This window comes from Psychrobacillus sp. FSL H8-0483 (assembly GCF_038637725.1).
Classification (GTDB): domain Bacteria; phylum Bacillota; class Bacilli; order Bacillales_A; family Planococcaceae; genus Psychrobacillus.
Genome location: NZ_CP152052.1, coordinates 3,452,576 through 3,470,380 on the forward strand (window position 1 = coordinate 3,452,576; position 17,805 = coordinate 3,470,380).

Sequence of the window (17,805 nt, forward strand, 5' to 3'; positions counted from 1 at the left end):
TATCCATAATTTCAAGAGGAATTAACCAAAAAGTCATTGTCTTAATGTAGAAATGATACTAATTCCTAAACTGTTAGTATCAATCTTCTCTGAATTGTCCACATTAGTAAAAAGGAGGTGTGATATTTTATGGCTACTGATGTTCTTTGTGAGGTTAACAACTGTTCTTATTGGGCCTCTGGAAACAAATGTGATGCAACAGCAATTTATGTAGTAACAAGTCGTATGAATAAAGAGGCCTCAACTAGTGAAGAAACAGATTGTAAAACATTTGAAAAGAAAGAGGAAGACTCCTTCCATTAATTTCGCCTAACCGGAGAAGCTCATGAGCTCTAAGCATGGGCTTCCTTCTCGTTCTCTAATTATTTTGCTAATAAAAATTATATGTATGTAGTATTGTGTTGGATTCCAGGTTCTCATTGAATACAGAATTTTTTAAGAACCTGGATCTAATAAATCATGAGTCTTTCCATCTCTCTAGTTTATGCATATTTCTTGTAAACATTTTCGCTAAAAACTTAGGAAATTTCATCTCTGTCATTTTATCCATTACTCTTTCTTTCATCTCATCTACTGTAAAATTTGGCAAAGTAAATTCCCCATTTTCATAACAATGGCTACAATACATAATGCTATTCTTTCCATTAGCTTCAGTTCCTGCCCCTTTTTCATCCCTCTTTAATGGCATTCCACAACTTTGACAGTTTTTATAATTACTTTGCATATTATTTCCTCCTATCATTTAAAATATAGTTTCGCACAAATTTCCTATTTCTTCAATTTTTGATTCAAATTTTTATGCCACAACCTTTTTCTTTTGGACTGTTATATTTTCTGTTGTCTTTTCAGCATATAATTTGTGGTAGAATCCTCGCAGACACCTCTGAGCCAAACGAGACCTTTAACAGTGTCATTCTTTATTAAATACTGTAAGGAGACTCTTTGATGAAATTCTAACCAAAAACAACTTATTGCCATTTTCTAACTAGCACTTTGTCATGTTCATACCTTTTAATAATTATACTTAACTTTTGATACCAATCATTACATAGTTTAATTGCTTCCATATATTCATCAGAGTCTATAGCGAGGGAATCTTCGTTTTCTATAAAAACATATTCTATAATGGGATTTGTTAAATCATCGACTAGTATTTTCAAACTGAGTTTTGTTATAGTTTCATCCTCTTCCTCATCGTCCTCTTCATCTTCATCCTCTCCCTCGCCAAACTCTTCTTCTGAATCACCTTCATACTCAAGATCCCTATCTTTTAACGAATCTCCTAGTAATCCACCCTTGGGATATAAAGATAAAATACTTTCCTCTTCTACAATGGCAACTTCTAGTATTTTTTGGAACGGAATGTCTTCTATATCAAATTCTACTTCCAGGGATTCTCTCTTAGCCAAATAAAGAATATTTGTTACTTCGTTGATTAGTAAGGAGTTTAAACAATTGGGGGATAAGATAAATTGAGTATGTGGAATTTCTTCCAACCATTCTTCACTTATCCTTCTAATTTCATCGTTTCTTTTATCAAATGAACGCTTCCACTCCATATTAGCCCAGAAGAATAAACCTACTGAAATGATTAGATAAATACCAATAGCTCGCATAGTTTGCAAGGAAAATGATAAAAAGAAATAAACAGCACTTAATAGGTATATGAGTAATATTTTCATTTACATTCCACCTTGTAGATAATATTCTCTCTAGAAATCTATTTACTTATATAAGAGATACTATTCGATGGCCTGTATTTATATTCTCAATATTATTTTTAAATCTATTAAATGAATCAATTTCATATTTCCAATTTACATGAAAAAACACGAACAATACTAAAGGTATATATATTTATTTTACACGGAATAAGTATAGTTGATTTCCGCTATAGGCGGACGCTTTCTGCGGGGTGAGCGGTAAGCCATCACCACAGCTCACGCATCGTTTGTGATGGCTTATCTGTCTCACTCCAAAGTGCCAACATGCATTAAGTTGATTCCTGCATAACACCCATGCACTTAGACAATAGTTTTGCTGACAAATGGTGTTTGTTATAGGATAATGGTGATATATTTGACGGACAAAATATTAGGGGAAAAACTCCAAAAAAAGGATGTGCTAAACGATGAATTTAGAAATAGTTATGCAGGAGCTTGAAGTGCTTGGCAAGGAACGATCTAAAAAAATGTACATGTCCAATGGGGCACATGAGCCGCTTTTTGGTGTAGCAACAGGTGCTATGAAACCAATCGTAAAAAAAATAAAAATAAATCAGCCATTAGCTGAAGAGCTGTATGCCACAGGGAACTACGATGCGATGTACTTTGCAGGCATTATTGCAGACCCAAAAGCTATGACGGAGTCGGATTATGATCGCTGGATGGATGCAGCGTATTTTTATATGCTTTCCGATTATGTAGTGGCCGTCACTTTATCAGAGTCAGACATTGCACAAGAAGTTGCTGATAAATGGATTGCAAGCGGTGAAGAGCTGAGAATGTCAGCGGGCTGGAGTTGCTACTGTTGGCTTTTAGGGAATCGAAAAGACGTTGAATTTTCAGAAAGTAATATTTCCGATATGCTTGATATGGTGAAAAATGCGATTCATGATTCTCCAGAACGAGCGAAATCCGCTATGAATAATTTTGTATACACGGTGGGGACTTCCTATTTGCCGCTCCATGAAAAGGCAATCGAGACTGCAAAGACAATAGGAATAGTCGAAGTCAAACGGGACCAGAAAAAAAGCAGTTTCCTAAATGCTTACGAAAGTATTCAAAAAGAAGTCGATAAAGGAAGGATTGGTTTTAAACGCAAGCATGTAAGATGCTAAAGTTAGCCTTGCATTGCGCGATGATCTTCATTTATCCAGGGCATTAACCCAACAAGGATTTTCTCTATTTTTGTTTAAATTCTTAACTCCCAAGGAAGAACGTAATTTTCTTCCACATTCTGTGTTGAAGCAGGGCTTCATGGATGGCTAACGCGCAGGTTAGATGAACAAGTTATAAATTGAATAGTTTAAAGTTAAAGAGCATTTCTTTGTAATGATGAATGCTCTTTATCTTTTTTAAAAATGAAAAGGATAAAAATATAACAATAATAATACAATAAAATACAATAACATTTTATTTTAAAACGATAAAATATGTGTTAAAGTCAAATTAACAATAAATAAGTGAGGTGCTTTTTTTGAAACGAGGAACAACACTTTTTTTAAAGATAGCTGTTATTCTTATTGGTATTCCCGTTCTTGCTTTGTGTATATTTTTGGTGCCTGAGATTGCAAATTTTGCAGCAGAATTGTATCCAGATATTACTTATATTAAATATCTCGTTTTCATCGATTTTTATGCGGCGTCGATACCTTTTTACTTTGCTCTGTATCAAGCTTTTAAACTATTAAGCTATATAGACAAGAGTAAAGCTTTCTCGGATTTATCCGTAAGGGCTTTAAAGACGATTAAATATTGTGCAATCACAATCAGTATCTTGTATGTATTAGGCATGCCACTCTTCTATCTCATAGCGGAGATGGACGACGCCCCAGGTATTATAGTAATCGGAATGGTTCTCATCTTTGCTTCACTTGTAATTGCAGTCTTTGCTGCCGTTCTCCAAAAGCTTTTAAAAGAGGCAATTGATATAAAATCAGAAAATGATTTAACGGTCTGAGGTGAATAACATGGCGATAATAATCAATATTGATGTGATGCTGGCTAAAAGGAAAATGAGCGTAACAGAACTTTCGGAGAGGGTTGGAATAACAATGGCTAACCTTTCTATATTGAAAAATGGAAAGGCAAAAGCGATTCGATTATCAACTTTAGAGTCAATTTGTAAGGCTTTAGAATGTCAGCCAGGAGATATTTTAGAATACAAAAGTGATGAAGAAACTCAAGAATGATAGACAACAAATTTCTTCAACTACCATGGATGCACAAAAACACCCAATCCAGAAGTTGAACATTTTCATTTATTTGAGTAGTTATATTCAACTGAGCTCCCGTTAGCCATCTGTTAAAACAATGACAAAAGTAGATGTTAATCATTGAAGAATCTTGATTTGTAGGTATTTAAAAGAGCCCAATTCATATGCGAATTTGGGCTCTTTTTATGTGTTTAATTTCGATTTTTAAAAGAATACTGAACGGGTACAATAACTGATTCTGGAGCTTTTTTACTTTTATCATTTTATTCAAACTATATCTCTTTAAAACTTGGTGGAGATTTTTTAAATCCTTTTGTTGTAATGAGCGCATAAATAAATCCGATAGCTAACCATAAACCATTTCTGAGAAAGAAACCAGAAATGATGTAGTCATTCTAAATTCCTCAACCCTTTGTCTCTATTGAGATAGCACACAAGCCGAGAGGCTGCCCTCGGAGGATGGCCATAAATGGCCGTTCTGACCTAAAACAATAGGTGCTGCATCCTTTTTTCACCTATTGTTTGATTTAAATGATCGATCAATTTACCCCGCTTGTTCACGACAAACTTATATTCTTTTCCACCCTTTACAGTGACGGACATACCGTTAGGAACAAAAAGTATAGTATTTCGTTTTTGGACTTTGATAACCTCGCCAATGTTGATTGTCACGGGTGCACTTTGTATATTCACTTTATGTGGAGTAAAAATAAGCTCAACCTCTGTTATCTTTAACTTACCACCAACTGCCTCAATCCCTTTAAACAAATTTGCTGGGACATTAAAAAATACCGTTTCTGTCGTTGTCACCTTTCATCGCCTCCCTTTAATTTATATTTGAACTTTTCATTCCTTAGAACTAGGGCTGGCCATAACAAAATAAATGATATACGCTCATACAAATTAAGAGTACATAATATCTGGTTTAAGAAGTACAACATTTTGGGCATAAAAATAGACCATCAAAAGATGGTCTTGTTCAACTAAAGCACTCCGTTAGTTTATTAAGAGTTTTATTTATCACTTTCACTTAATTTCATTTTTGTGAAAAGACGCAATGATCGTGATAATTCCACCTAACAATATTATAAAATAAAAAAGCATTAAAGTTGCTGTTCCGTCTAATCCTTGAAGCACCTTAGTTTCGTGTAACAAAGGTAAAGATAACGGATAGGTTAAAACCGATAATATCATGACAAATCCAGTTATTATTCTATTTTTCTTATTCCTTGTAGTTAAGGATAATGATAAACAAACAATTGCAAGTGCTAGTATTATAAAAATTACTAATATTATTTTAGAAAACCTCCTTCTTGAAGTAAAGCACCAAGTTAGTTTAATATTACTTCTATTTAATTAAACATAATGCCTTCAACCACAGAGAATAAAATTAATAACGAAATGCATAAATAGAAGATACCCCACAATAAACTCTGAGTTCTTTTATATTCTCGTAATCCCATTATAAGTAACGCTACACTCAAAAGTATTAACATCAATGGTAGTAAGTTGTAGTTTTCCGTAACCTTACCGTAAATACCAATTGATATAACAAGGATTACAAAAATTATTTGGAATAACATTAAAATATCATACTTTTTTTCTTCCATTTTTTTATACCTCCCACTGATAATCTGTCACCTTCAAAAGATACCTTTTTTTAACTAACCTGCTGCGTTAGCTCAGTAAGGAAAAAGGCTTTACTCCCTTCTTGAAGTAAAGCACCCGAGTGAAATTTTTAAAAAGGTTTGGCAACCATTAAATAAAGAATAAGAATAGGAATTATCGTTGATATTGTCCCAATAACATCCCAAGTTCTAGAGACTTTTTTATAATTAATTTTATTGAATTCTTCCCCGCTATATTTAATCATTTTTCTTTGCAGGGGTAACAAAAGAGTAATCCATATCACTCCTGTAATTGTAAATAAAGCTAAAGAAATTGTTAACCAGTTTATTTCATCAAGGGAATAATTACTTTTTATTGCTAATAAAAATCCAGAAATTAGTAAAGAGATAATACTGGGTAAAGTAAACACATAATCAGCAACCATAATATTCTTTGCTGTTTTGTTGATATGTGCTTCATCTCCAGAAAATTCCGCCTTTAGTTTCCAAAAAGCAGCCGTGATAATATTACCAACAAAAATAATTGCCGAAATAATATGTATTAACACTAAATAAACCATTTTTATCTTCTCCCCTTTCTCCGTACACTAGCACTTCATATATTCGTTTTTTACTTTCCATCTATATTTCTATATTTCGACAGGTAAATTAAATAGTCCTCTACAATAAGAAGAAAGAGCTGCCTAAACAACCCCACGTTCTCTAACTAAAACCCCCGTTAGCCATCCATGCAGCACAAAATATTGCACACCACAGAGAATGGAAATGGTTAAGAGGAGTCAATACTAGTTGTACACCGCATAGACTTCTTCATCTAAACACGCCTCTTTTTTTTAACGATTGAGCAGGGTCTTCTTAAGTGTTGTCATTTTTCTATTCTTGAAGAAATTTATTTTCATGGTAGTTGAAGAAGAACTCTAGCTTTTTTATCACAAAAGTACCCGATTACAACATTTATTTGGATATCCATTCATATTGAATATCAGGTAAATTTTCTTCATTTTCATGTCCTCTACCTATGATTTCAAATCCATGTTTTTCATAAAATCGTTGTGCATTTTCATTTACTTCAAATGTGTATAATGTTAATCTCCCACTTGATTGTGCTTTTACTTTATCTAGTAATGTATGACCTATACCGATTCCTTGATAATCTATATGAATATATTGTTGGCCTATTTCCCTTTCATTATAGGCAATCATTCCAGCTACTTTTTCATCAATTAACGCTAAGTCTATTTGAAACTGTTCAGGTAATATATGATTTAAAAAATAAACGTGATTTTCAAAGCTGTGAATTTCTTTCTGACCAATAGCCTGTTCCTTACTATCTCGCCACATATCCACTGTTTGTTCAGCGTATTTGGGGTTATACTGAGTAATTATCATTTTGTGTTGGTTCACTACAATACCTCCTCAAGTTTTGTTTACTGCTTTATATATGGTTTTCCTGATATAAATTCGATGAATACTACTTGTTGCAGGTATTTTAGCATTTATAAAATTTCTTTCTAGATTCTTTCACTAACCTACCCCTTTAGTTGAGCAAGAAAAAAGAGCCATCTAAGCAGCTCAATGATCTTCAAGTAAAGCACTCGGTAGTTGAATAAGAGTTATTTCTTCTTTCTTGTTTGAATGTATTTTTCCATCAATACTCCCGCATTAAACACCGATAAAATCATGATGAAGAAAAATATTACCCGAACGGTTGGATCCCTCTTGTCAGCAATAAACTCTATACTAGAAAAATTAACATAAACAAAGCCAATAGCAACAAATATAGATAAGATAAATTGCTCCTTTAAAGGCTTAATCATAAAATCCCTCCCTATAAATATTATTGAACTACCCTGCTGCGTTGTTTAAGTATAATTTTTCATAATCTTTATATTTATTTTAACATAAAATTCCCAATTTTCTTCATATTCTTTGGAGCCAATTGCTTTAATTTAGACAATCTTTTTGTCACCTACTGATGTACTAATTAGTTTGTAAAACGACTAAAGCATTGATATAACCACAAAAAGGGAGACACCAATTCATATGTGAATTGCGTCCCCGATTAGGTTGTTATTTAATGTTTTCTCCCCAATATTCGAACCCGTTACATCAAAAGTGTGTATTGTTACTCTATATCAAATCTAACTAAGCACAGGTTCACGATGTGTAACAACCACTTCTTAATGGTCTCGATTTATAATGTAATTTAAAAAATGCTTCAAGAAAGTGGTATTGCGTGGCACATCTTGTAATACCTCCATGGCAATACAGTAATTTTCCCACATCTCTTTTTTGGCACCTTCCTGACCCAATATTGAAACAAAAGTTGTACTATTGTTTTCCGCATCCTTGCCAATGGGTTTTCCTAGTAAGGTTGTATCTCCTTCAACATCAAGCAAGTCATCCTTAATCTGAAATGCAATTCCTGCATGGCGGGCAAATTTTTTCAAAGCTTCCATTTCTAATTCCTTTGCATGGGCAAGAATTGCAGGCATGATGAGAGAAGCTTCGAATCCTAAACCAGTTTTATAAAAGCACATCATATTTAATTGTTCCCGAGTCAATTGCTTCCCTTTGGAATCCAAGTCCATCGCTTGCCCTCTACACATATCCGCTGTTACTTGAGCTGAATATTGAACTAGTTTAAGTACAGTCTTCGAATCAAACTGATCTAGTGATGTTTGTTCTTCAATAGCCTTCTGGGTCAGAAAAAGACCCGTTAATTCTGATACGGCAATGTTATGCATCTCATGGAGAGTTGGACGCCCCCTACGGGTGGATGCATTATCCTGGGATGGCAGATCATCAAATATAAGAGACGCAGTATGCATATATTCCAATGATCTCAGAAGTGGCTCGATTGCAGAACTTTTCAATCCATATGCGTTTACGCCCATGAACCAGGTCACTATCGGCCTCAGACGCTTTCCATCACCTTCTAAACTGTAGTTTGCAGCATCCATTATTGTATCTTCCATCAAAGACATATTCTCCATTTTAGGGATATTTAAGATATGGTTGATCTGATTGCGTAAGGTTTTGCTCGTATTGATAAAGTCTTCCTGCTCTTTCCGTTCATTTTTCAAAGTGGTAATCATATGGTCCCGAAGCAGTTTATCAAAGAAATCCACATCATCTGCTTTTCGAACCATGTCTTGGAGAAGTCTATTGAATTTAGGGCTGCCTGAAGCAAATAGGCCCATAACTTCATTGTATTTTTCAGGACCCATTCGTTCTTTAAATCGTTTCAATCCGTTTATAGCCCGGTCCAAAATCACCTCACGAGTCTTACTGTCTGAGTCATACACATTATGTATCAAATTGGAAATAACCGTCCAGTACAATTCAAAGGGGTTTATTAGATCCTTACGTGTATCGTGATATTTCATATAGTAGGTATAGGGTGTTACCGCCCCATCCTTCATGTCATCAAACATATCTGCAAAATCATCAGCCAGCTGATTGTATATGCCATAAAAAAAGGTTCGGTTGTCATAATCCGTATCCTCAGGAGCACCTATTACTGAACGGACAATCAATCGGGAAGAAGAGGATTTTAAAATGATCGGTATATAAAGCTCTTCATTGCTGTAATTTGCATTCGATAGATCCTTTACACGGTCCACTTCCTGCGAATTAAAAAACACATAAGATTGCTCGAAAAAATTTTGTTTTGTCTCTCTTCGCTGATGTTCCTTAATATACTCAAACGCTTCTCGGAGCTCCGAATGAACATACCGCATTAGCTCTAAGTTTTCACCAGTCCATTCGCCAAATGCCGGCACAGATCCTGTGATAAGCGTAGTACGTATCATATCAGAATATTGTTTTTCCTCTTTATCGGATAAAATTTTCGCATCGAGAAGATCATCAATAAATGGATAAGTCAGACCATAGGAATAGCCAAGCCTAATAGCTTTATCAAGTTTTAGAGTACGTTCTTCCGAAGATACGTCATCGTCCATTTCTTCAATCTCTTGCATGATTACCCCAGCAATGATTTTAATAAGTTTTCGCTGAGCTTGCTCAGCATCCATCCCCTTTGGAAAATTGGAGGATACAGTCTTTAGTTTGTTTACCACCCAGATCATGGCCGATTCAACGCCTTCCTTCTGGGCAATCCGGAACAACCTGGCCATGCTAAACATTCCATCATTGTCTCCTCGATCTGTTGCGTTAGCATGTGTTAGGTGCGTTTTCAAACTATCTACTACACGCTGAATCCTGTTCTGTGTATCAGGTGAATTAAGGGCTTTACCTAGATCTCGCATAAAAATATAGGAGATGCTTCGATCCAGGTAATTATCTAGTTTACCAGTGTAATTTAGCCATTGGATATAACTGTGGTATCCCCTGGAACCAGGTTTTCCCTTTCCGCGCGAAAAAAAGGATAAGAACGAGTGATGACGAATATGGTTATGTTTCCACATATTTATATCTTCAATTAGGGTTGGGACATACGTCTTTTGCATGACCTGCTCATAAAGTGATTTATAATAATTAGTAGCCTTCTGCTCAGCTATCCGATAGCGTGCATCGGGATTAATGATTAACTCCTTGTTCATACGATAATTCACCTTCACTTTATGTTTGTTTTCATCTACTAAATTTTTCCCTATATATCCTCTGTCAATTAATTATACTAGATAACAATCTATTCTTCTTTCATTCCCTAAATTCCTATATACCAAATGAAAGCACTATGTCGTTTTTGTACAACTCTATGAGTCGACCTATTACTTTATACTAACAAAAGAGAGAACGGAAAACCGTTCCTTAGGTCACCTGTATTAGATGAGGTGCTGGCGGTTTTTTATTTAAGCAATGTTATTGATTAATTTTATTTGATCGGTAGCATACTAAAACTACGAAACAGAAATTTAGTAACCTTTAAAATTAATATGGTTTATAAAAAACTAGAAATGATTACATGTGCAATTATTTGGAGGGTGAGTTTTCTGTGAAACTGTTTCAAGTAAGAAAAGGGCAATTTGTATATTATAAGAATGAATTACACAGGGTTTATTCAGTAAAAGCGATGTATAGACAATCTGTTCATCTTATGAGGCTGAGGGATTTAACACAGCATTTAAGTAGTGCGGCGGAAGTAGAAAAATACCACCCAAAGGAACTAGATAGCTTTATTTTCAATAAAAATGTGTATACCCTGAGCAAAGATAGAAAAGCTGAGGAAGGGGATTTCATTTTAATTACAAACCCAAATCCCGATTACCTCGATCATTATTCATTAAATGAAATTGAAGTAGTTGCCACAGTTGAAAACAAAGGGGTTATCACAAATAAATCTAACGGAATTAGGCATCATGAGTATTTATTGATGGTTCCTGGTCGCCATGAACACAGTAACCCCATTGAATATCGAGATATTCAAAACATTGATGAAAGCAACTTAAAAGAACAATCAGATGTTAATAATGACATGCTACCAACAATAGGCGACGTGTATAGAAAAAATGACCAGGATGATTTAATGGAAGCAATGGTAGTCGGCATAAAAAACAATATGATATTTCTAGGAGGCGGATTAGAGTTACCGGATGAAGATTTAATGAACACTGAAAAATGGGAGTTTCTTTATAATCTTCTTGATAAATGATTTCTGATTTCGCCTTCACATTTGGAAATTTTTACATTATTAGTCTTCTCAATTATTCACACATATCCTGTTGGAGGTTTCCATGAATGCTAACAAGCTAAAAGAAAACAGTGTCTTTATCATCTCACTTATACTGACCCTTATCTTTATTGCATGGGGGGTCTTTTTCACAGACCTTCTTACAAAAGTTACGAACGCCATTTATACCACATCAATTGATTACCTTGGATGGGTATATATTGGTGCCACCCTTTTCTTTGTAATTTTCTCCATCTACTTACTGTTTTCTAAGTATGGTCATATTCGGTTAGGTAAAACTACAGACCGACCTGATTTCAATACCGCATCCTGGCTAGCAATGTTGTTTGGGGCAGGGATGGGAATTGGGATTGTTTATTGGAGTGTTGCTGAACCAGTCACTCACTACACGAAACCCCCATATGGAGAAGCCTATACCACTGATGCAGCTAATGTCGCCATGCAATATACCTTTTTTCATTGGGGCCTACATCCATGGGCGATTTATACCGTTATCGGATTAGCTCTTGCCCTCTGTCAATATAACAAAAAACTACCTGCAGCCATAAGTTCTGTTTTCTATCCGTTGCTGAAGGATAAAATTTATGGACCTATTGGTAAAACGATTGACATTCTGTCTGTATTTGCAACTGTCTTTGGCATTGCAACATCTCTTGGTCTTGGAGCCTTACAAGTTACTGCCGGGATGCATTCTATATTCGGTGTTCCCAATACGCTAATTGTTCAACTGATTGTTATTGTTGTGGCTACAGTAATTTTCCTCATTTCGATTAACACTGGCTTGGAGAAAGGAATTCAATACTTATCTAACGCTGCAATGATCATATCGGTTGCAATTTTGTTGCTAATATTAATGGTCGGACCAACTTTGACGATTATTAAAATTTTTTTTAATACGACTGGGCTCTATATCAATGATTTTATCCATATGAGTTTAAGGATGAGACCATTTGGTCAAGGAGAATGGATTGCATCATGGACATTATTTTATTGGGCATGGTGGATTGCTTGGGCACCGTTTGTAGGTATGTTTATAGCCCGAATATCGAGGGGAAGAACGGTAAAAGAGTTTATTATAGGCGTGTTGATAGTTCCGACACTTGGAACATGTTTATGGATGTCTATCTTCGGTGGCTCCGCGCTTGATCTTGTTATCAACTCAGAAAACCATGAATTGGCAAAATATATTGCAGATAACGTCTCATTGGCTATTTTTACATTCTTTGATTATCTTCCACTAAGTTCTATATTAAGTCTAATGGGATTTGCTCTCGTAGCTATTTATTACGTAACTGTTGCAGATACATCTACCTTTGTATTAGGTATGTTGAGTGAAGGGGGAACATTAAATCCTTCCAATAAAATCAAAATGACATGGGGCATTATTCAATCTGCAGTTGCAGCAGTCTTACTCTTATCTGGTGGATTAACCGTATTGCAAACAGCATCTATTGCAGCTGCCTTTCCATTTGCCATTATTATGATCTTCATGTGTTACTCCTTACTAAAAGGACTAAATAGTGAATTGGAAGTACAAGCAAGGAAAAAGAAAGTCAAAGAATATTGAATAATTAGGCTTGATTCTGTTTCAATAGAACCAAGCCTATTTTCTTTTTATTTTTTTCAATCCTCCAGTCCTGATTATTTTTTGGATAAAGAACCTCCGTTTCATAGTGATTAACACAAATTTGATAGGATCTATAAAAAATAGGTAAACAATCGGTTTCATTTGACTATTCTTAAACATAAGATGTTAGGGTGAGTGGTTGTTATCTACTCAATAAATATTATTGGAGAGTGATTCAATGGCGGGAAGATCGAAACTTATTGTGGAAGTAGTTCCATTTGGACCTGACCAAGAAACAATAAATCAATTAAGAAGTATCTGTGACAATCATCCTTCTATCCAACCATTTTTATGTGGAACCAGGCATCTGTTGCTATCGTTTGAATTGCTTGATCTTGAGGATATTCCAGGAAACAAATCCATAACTCCCCCGAAAAGTTCTAAACCTACACCTCCAAGTAATTTTTTAGCCACATACTATGACTACACCAACAATCGTACAGTAATAGCCACTGGACCCATTCATGATCCTGGATGTATCAGTGCCTCCCAGTTAGACTCGCAGCCGTTGCCAAGTACTGAGGAGTTTGAGTTAGCTGTAAATATTGTTCGAGATCACCCTGAGCTCGGCTGCTTAATTCGAGAAAATCTTGTGCTTCCTTACAGTGCAATGCCAGCACTAATCGATACAGAGCTTCCAGACGGCCGTATTGAAAGGACCCTTGCGGTTGGACTTCTCCCTGTTGAGGAAGATTCAGAGGATAGAACACAGAATGACGGAGAACTTTCACATCAAATTGTCGGAGTTAATATGATTAGACGTGAAGTAATCATATATGAAACTGGTGCACCGCCGTTTTCAACAGCAAGTGATCAAATCTGTGAGCCCCCGCCTGATGCCAATCAACCTACGGCAAGAAGAGGAACTTTGGGCCAATACCAAGTAAGAGTGTTGCAAGGTGATACTGAGGTATGGAGTTTCCTTGCAGTGAGACCGGCTGCTTCTTCAGGTATAGTTGGTTCAGGTATCGAACTTCGAGATGTGCTGTATCGTGGAAAAAAAGTATTATCCCGTGCTCATGTACCAATCCTTAATGTTCGCTACGATAATGATGTTTGCGGCCCTTACCGTGATTGGCAGTGGAAGGAAGGTAGGTTTGAAGCTATTGGAACAGATATTGCGCCCGGATTCCGTATGTGCTCCACTCCTGCACGAACCATACTTGATACTGGCTCTGATACTGGTAACTTTTTCGGTGTAGCTATCTATGTGGATGGGGAAGAAATAGTATTAGTTAGTGAATTGGAAGCCGGCTGGTATCGATATATTAGTGAATGGCGTCTCCACAAAAATGGTACGATTCGCCCACGATTTGGATTTAGTGCAATAGCCAATTCGTGTACATGCAACCCTCATACTCACCACGTATATTGGAGATTTGATTTTGATATTCGGACTGCGGGTAACAACTTTGTACAAGAGATTAACGAACGGCCAAGTACTGGAACTTCGATTTTCCGAACTATGAATTACGAAATTAGAAGGTCCCGTGATTCTTTTCATAATAGACAATGGCTAATTTCTAACAAATCAACGGGTGAAGGATATACTTTGATCCCAGGTAAGAACGATGGTTCAGCAGATAGTTTTGGAGTTGGGGATGTATGGCTTCTTCGCTACCGTAGTACTGAGTTAGATGATGGACAGGGTTTCACAACAGATTTAAATAAAGCAAGAGCTAATTTAGACAAATTCATTAATAAGGAGAATATTAACGGACAGGATATAGTGGTTTGGTATGCAGCACATTTCAGACATGATGAAACAAGTGGAGAGGACGTTGCGCACATTCTTGGTCCAGAATTAAAACCTCGAAACTGGTAGTGATCGATAAATATCTGATAGTATTTAGCTAATTTAAAACTGGAAAAAGTAGGGCAGTTCAGCAATGACTGCCTTCTTTCAGAGGATGCTCTTGCTCCTTTACTCCTATACAATGGATAAGCTATTGTGCAGGAGTTAGGTGCGGATTTGTGTTTAAATAAAGCAAAAAAAAGTGCAGTCCAGTACCCATAAATTGAAGCAGGTGTAGAAATAATACATTGGTAAAGGGACCATCTCTCAGTCACTATATGACTTTAGGGACAGCCCCTTACTCCAACCATGCTATTGTTTCACAGAGTGTGTAAGTAACATAGATCAACACTAGTCATGCTGACTATCTTTTTTCACCTCATTCATTAAATACTCTACAAACAAATCATCCCTCACCAACCATGCTTCATAAGTTCTTTTAATAAATCGTTCGCCTTCATCAAAACTTGGAAAGGTTTGTTCCATTTCGGTTTTATTTTTTTCAATCATCCAGTCCTGATTGTTCTTTTGATAAAGAAGAAAAACGTTTTCACTTTTATTTTTATACAGAGAACCGAATGAAGAATGTTTTAAATTATATCGATTCCTTTTCGCATCTTCCTGTATTGGCTCCAAATGGAATGTTTCCACTATAAACTGCTGGTAAGCGTCTTTTGTTAAAGAACAACCTGATGCTTTCTGATGTCCCCCACCACCGAAATGTCCTGCAATTTCAGAAACATCGATATGATCATGAATGGTACGAAATGAGATTCTTTTTCCACCCATTATTAATATTGCGATGTAGTCCAGATGTGGATATTCTTTCCCTAGCTCATTTCCTAGCTCTGAATGATACGATTCTGCATGCACGATTCCAACGATATGGTCCCCTACTTCTGCTTGTACAATCTCTCTTTTTTTCCGACGAATATATCGTTCAATCTTGTCTTCTTCCATGTTCAGTATTTTCTTTTCGAATTCATCAAAATCAAAATGTTCACTTGAACGAAGTCTTTCCATCATCTTTTCTTCAAATTCTTCCATCGATACTAAAAAGAAGAGTGCGTTAAGTGAATGAGCTTGGTGGTTCTCGTTCTTCTCCCATTCCCATGTATCATACTGCCTAACTAACTCTACAAATTCTGTTATAGCATCTAATGGTTCCAACAGTTCATGTGTAACCAAATATTCATATAATAATGAGGTAGCAGACGTTAATTTACCTTCATTATCTTCCACTAAAACATATCCCCACTCATAATCATTCAAATGTAAAGCAGTTTTGTGGTGATCAAGTAGTTGGATTTTCCCTTTTGCATGATAAAAATCGTTGAGCCTTTTTTCATTTTCTTCATTCGGAGACAAATCAGTAATAAATAAAAACGTATCTGGAGGATCATGTTCCAAAAAGAATTCAATCTCTCGATTAAGAGACGATACCGAATTATATCGCACCTTCACTTGCTTACCGAAAGCAAGTTTTGCTAAAATGCCACATCCTACCCCATCTAAATCATTATGAGACAATAATTTATACATCATCTTCACCTCAAAAGTAGTATGGCTTTTATATGTCAAACTTATTGATAGTAACTGTTGCTTTATACTTAATCAATGGACAAAGTTAAGAGTAGCAAGCAAATCAATTGATTAAAAATCTAAATTTTAATCCTAAAATAAATTAATTTTAGATATTAACAGGTCAACTATTGCAATTCCATAAGAAAACAGGTACTATTTCTATAATTAAATAATCACTTATTTCAAGAACTTTTGAAGTAAGGATAGAGGCGCAAAGACCATCAGTACACAAATGGAGGATAATGAGATCCTAGGACAATTGTCGAAAGGGGAATTTGCCGAAGCGGAAAGAATCTCATTTTTCTTGAAGCTGGTTCTGTTGTTGAATAAACACTTAATTGTCATATAGGAAACTGTATGGAGGGCTATCTTACGCAAAGAAATAATTTATTGTTTCTAATGCAACAACGAGCCCTCGTTGTTGCTTTTTTGCGTTAATTTACTAACTGCCCTTCTCCCTCTGTTTTTAATAAAAAAATATAGGATGTGGAGAAGTAATGAATTTCGGACAAATTTTAACTGCTATGGTGACTCCTTTTGATGAACATGAGGAGATTGATTTCCAAGCTACAAGAAACTTAATCAATTATTTAATCGCTAATGGAACAGAAGGTTTAGTGGTTTCTGGTACAACAGGAGAGTCTCCAACGCTAACAGAAGAAGAAAAGGTCGAGTTATTCAAATTTACAGTGGAAGTAGTAAATGGAAGAATTCCGGTAATTGCTGGTACTGGATCGTACAACACAAAAGAATCAATGAAATTAACAAAACTTGCGGAAGATGCAGGTGTCGATGGCATTATGCTCGTTGCCCCATACTATAGCAAACCATCACAAGAAGGATTATATCAACACTTTAGGACAATTGCGGAGGTCACATCTTTACCGATTATGCTATATAATATTCCCGGACGCAGTGTTGTCAACATGTCAGTTGAAACAGTCATTCGTCTTTCCAAAATACCAAATATTGTATCCATTAAAGAAGCAAGCGGTAATTTAGATATAATGGCCGAAATTATTGATCATACACCGGAAGATTTTTCATTGTACAGCGGGGATGATGGTTTAACGATTCCAGTGTTATCAATAGGCGGAACAGGTGTCATCTCAGTAGCGTCCCATGTCATAGGGAATGAAATGCAAGCGATGATTAAAAATTTCAAAATTGGTAATATCCAAGAGGCAGCTAAGGAACATCGTAGACTACTACCAATAATGAAAGCACTATTTGCTGCTCCAAATCCAACGCCTGTAAAAGCAGCTTTAAATTTAAAAGGCGTCCCTGTCGGTGGTGTCCGCTTACCTATGGTTCCTTTAAACGATGAACAACTTAGCGCACTGCAGCAAGTACTAAATGTATAAGAGTAAAATTTAACAGTGCCTATACAAAAGATATGTTTTTACAAGAAGAGCGAATTCCAGATTGAATGGGAATTCGCTCTTCCATATTTATTCGAACTCCAACCAAGCAACTACCTCGCAATGAGCCTGGTGCTGAGTTATTAATTCTTATTCAAGAAAAAATACGTTATCCCGCCCTTATAGGAGTGGGAAACCTATACTGAAACACGTAAAA

General features: G+C 35.7%; 17 protein-coding genes and 1 riboswitch. Of the genes, 8 read left to right on the top strand and 9 right to left on the bottom strand.

What is annotated here, in order from left to right; all coding sequences use genetic code 11:
• Positions 1 to 129 precede the first annotated feature (129 nt).
• Positions 130 to 303, top strand: a complete 174-nt coding sequence (locus MHB48_RS16870) for a DUF1540 domain-containing protein (protein WP_342599057.1) — start codon at positions 130 to 132, stop codon at positions 301 to 303.
• Between the two features lie 154 nt (positions 304 to 457).
• Here MHB48_RS16870 and MHB48_RS16875 read toward each other — a convergent pair whose 3' ends face one another.
• Positions 458 to 724 (bottom strand): zinc ribbon domain-containing protein, encoded by a 267-nt coding sequence (locus MHB48_RS16875; protein WP_342599058.1) that lies wholly within the window; start codon positions 722 to 724, stop codon positions 458 to 460.
• A gap of 244 nt (positions 725 to 968) precedes the next feature.
• The gene (locus MHB48_RS16880; protein ID WP_342599059.1) at positions 969 to 1,682 is read right to left on the bottom strand and encodes a hypothetical protein; all 714 of its coding nucleotides are present in this window, start codon (positions 1,680 to 1,682) and stop codon (positions 969 to 971) included.
• A 449-nt stretch (positions 1,683 to 2,131) separates the two neighbouring features.
• On the opposite strand from MHB48_RS16880, the gene MHB48_RS16885 reads away from it, so the two are divergent.
• From MHB48_RS16885 to MHB48_RS16895, 3 genes are all read left to right on the top strand, one after another.
• Complete coding sequence (locus MHB48_RS16885; RefSeq protein ID WP_342599060.1) at positions 2,132 to 2,839, top strand: DNA alkylation repair protein; 708 nt, start codon at positions 2,132 to 2,134, stop codon at positions 2,837 to 2,839.
• A gap of 359 nt (positions 2,840 to 3,198) precedes the next feature.
• Positions 3,199 to 3,681: a DUF2975 domain-containing protein gene (locus tag MHB48_RS16890; RefSeq protein WP_342599061.1), complete on the top strand. Its 483-nt coding sequence runs from the start codon at positions 3,199 to 3,201 to the stop codon at positions 3,679 to 3,681.
• Between the two features lie 10 nt (positions 3,682 to 3,691).
• Positions 3,692 to 3,913, top strand: coding sequence for a helix-turn-helix transcriptional regulator (locus MHB48_RS16895; protein ID WP_342599062.1), 222 nt, complete (start codon positions 3,692 to 3,694; stop codon positions 3,911 to 3,913).
• 507 nt (positions 3,914 to 4,420) lie between these two features.
• Here MHB48_RS16895 and MHB48_RS16900 read toward each other — a convergent pair.
• The 6 genes from MHB48_RS16900 to MHB48_RS16925 form a co-directional block, all read right to left on the bottom strand.
• Positions 4,421 to 4,747 (bottom strand): hypothetical protein, encoded by a 327-nt coding sequence (locus MHB48_RS16900; RefSeq protein WP_342599063.1) that lies wholly within the window; start codon positions 4,745 to 4,747, stop codon positions 4,421 to 4,423.
• 542 nt (positions 4,748 to 5,289) lie between these two features.
• Complete coding sequence (locus tag MHB48_RS16905) at positions 5,290 to 5,547, bottom strand: hypothetical protein (protein ID WP_342599064.1); 258 nt, start codon at positions 5,545 to 5,547, stop codon at positions 5,290 to 5,292.
• Positions 5,548 to 5,675: 128 nt separating this feature from the next.
• A complete protein-coding gene (locus tag MHB48_RS16910) occupies positions 5,676 to 6,125 on the bottom strand; it encodes a DUF2269 family protein (protein WP_342599065.1) in 450 nt (149 codons plus the stop codon).
• A 394-nt stretch (positions 6,126 to 6,519) separates the two neighbouring features.
• Positions 6,520 to 6,969 carry a GNAT family N-acetyltransferase gene (locus tag MHB48_RS16915; RefSeq protein WP_342599066.1) on the bottom strand — a complete coding sequence of 150 codons (450 nt, stop codon included), beginning with the start codon at positions 6,967 to 6,969 and terminating at the stop codon, positions 6,520 to 6,522.
• 209 nt (positions 6,970 to 7,178) lie between these two features.
• A complete protein-coding gene (locus tag MHB48_RS16920; RefSeq protein WP_342599067.1) occupies positions 7,179 to 7,382 on the bottom strand; it encodes a hypothetical protein in 204 nt (67 codons plus the stop codon).
• 363 nt (positions 7,383 to 7,745) lie between these two features.
• A complete protein-coding gene (locus tag MHB48_RS16925; RefSeq protein ID WP_342599068.1) occupies positions 7,746 to 10,130 on the bottom strand; it encodes a polyprenyl synthetase family protein in 2,385 nt (794 codons plus the stop codon).
• A gap of 395 nt (positions 10,131 to 10,525) precedes the next feature.
• On the opposite strand from MHB48_RS16925, the gene MHB48_RS16930 reads away from it, so the two are divergent.
• The 3 genes from MHB48_RS16930 (at position 10,526) to MHB48_RS16940 (ending at position 14,673) form a co-directional block, all read left to right on the top strand.
• Positions 10,526 to 11,182, top strand: a complete 657-nt coding sequence (locus MHB48_RS16930; RefSeq protein ID WP_342599069.1) for a hypothetical protein — start codon at positions 10,526 to 10,528, stop codon at positions 11,180 to 11,182.
• A gap of 82 nt (positions 11,183 to 11,264) precedes the next feature.
• Positions 11,265 to 12,788, top strand: coding sequence for a BCCT family transporter (locus MHB48_RS16935; protein ID WP_342599070.1), 1,524 nt, complete (start codon positions 11,265 to 11,267; stop codon positions 12,786 to 12,788).
• A 238-nt stretch (positions 12,789 to 13,026) separates the two neighbouring features.
• Positions 13,027 to 14,673 (top strand): hypothetical protein, encoded by a 1,647-nt coding sequence (locus tag MHB48_RS16940; RefSeq protein WP_342599071.1) that lies wholly within the window; start codon positions 13,027 to 13,029, stop codon positions 14,671 to 14,673.
• 321 nt (positions 14,674 to 14,994) lie between these two features.
• Here the strand turns inward: MHB48_RS16940 and MHB48_RS16945 are convergent, their stop codons facing one another.
• Positions 14,995 to 16,185, bottom strand: coding sequence for an oligoribonuclease (locus tag MHB48_RS16945; RefSeq protein WP_342601413.1), 1,191 nt, complete (start codon positions 16,183 to 16,185; stop codon positions 14,995 to 14,997).
• A gap of 238 nt (positions 16,186 to 16,423) precedes the next feature.
• A riboswitch (Lysine riboswitch) is annotated at positions 16,424 to 16,603 on the top strand.
• A gap of 121 nt (positions 16,604 to 16,724) precedes the next feature.
• Between MHB48_RS16945 and dapA the strand changes: the two genes are divergently transcribed.
• Positions 16,725 to 17,591, top strand: a complete 867-nt coding sequence (gene dapA, locus MHB48_RS16950; protein WP_342599072.1) for a 4-hydroxy-tetrahydrodipicolinate synthase — start codon at positions 16,725 to 16,727, stop codon at positions 17,589 to 17,591.
• Positions 17,592 to 17,805: the final 214 nt, after the last annotated feature.